The following is a 775-nucleotide window of genomic DNA, read 5'->3' on the forward strand; positions in this document are numbered from 1 at the left end:
ATTCAAGCCGCTAGACCACGTTCACCATCAGATTGGCAACCTTCGAACTGAGGTCAGTGGTAATCAAGCGCTTGTCAGATGCCACGGCGTGGCTTTCCACCACCGGGGCAAAGCAATCGGCCTGAAGAGCCGCATCTTCGTGGGCACGTACGAACTGCAGTTGCTGCCGTTCCCGGACAGATGGCGCATCTCCCGGCTTGTCTTCAAGCTCAAGTTCATCGAGGGCAACCTGGAACTTGAGAAGTCGGCGTCGCTGTGAGAATGACGCCTAACCCTCTGTCGAGCGGACGTCTTGCCCGTCACTTCKCGTCGGTCAGGACGCCCCTCATGTCAAACGTTAGATTTCACACAATCCTCAGGGGAAAACATTGATTCCATTGCACTTTCAGCCATCCGTCGAAACAGTAGATGGATATACCAACGATGCCATTCGGATGACGCAAAAGATCTACGCCGTCGACATTTCCTCCTTTGCCCCATCCACACTGCRCCGAGTCGACTCCGTTCTGGAAGAATGGAAAACCGGCGGTGCCAAGATGGAACAGGTAGCAAAGTCCATCTATGCCTTCGGTTCGTTTGCTGGTGAGGTTTTGCTTAAGGCCAGGCATGGTGAGTGGTGTAAGCCAGATCAGCCCCAAAATGAAGAGGACTTCTTCGACTATCCGTTCCTGGCTGTTCGCCTGAGGGGTGGAGCAGTTTGGCGCCCCATCAATCTTGGCTTTCAAATCATGGACTCAGTGCCAAACTCAAACTATTGGAACTCAATCGTCGATCT

General features: G+C 53.2%; 2 protein-coding genes. Both read left to right on the forward strand.

The window, feature by feature from the left end; translation table 11 throughout:
• Positions 1 to 259, forward strand: a 259-nt coding sequence (locus tag AC1D1X_RS24830; protein WP_477699558.1) for a nuclear transport factor 2 family protein, incomplete at its 5' end; no start/stop codon positions are given.
• Positions 260 to 434: 175 nt separating this feature from the next.
• Positions 435 to 775, forward strand: a 341-nt coding sequence (locus AC1D1X_RS24835) for a hypothetical protein (protein ID WP_477699559.1), incomplete at its 3' end; no start/stop codon positions are given.

The organism is Polaromonas sp. P1_G4, from assembly GCF_056405475.1.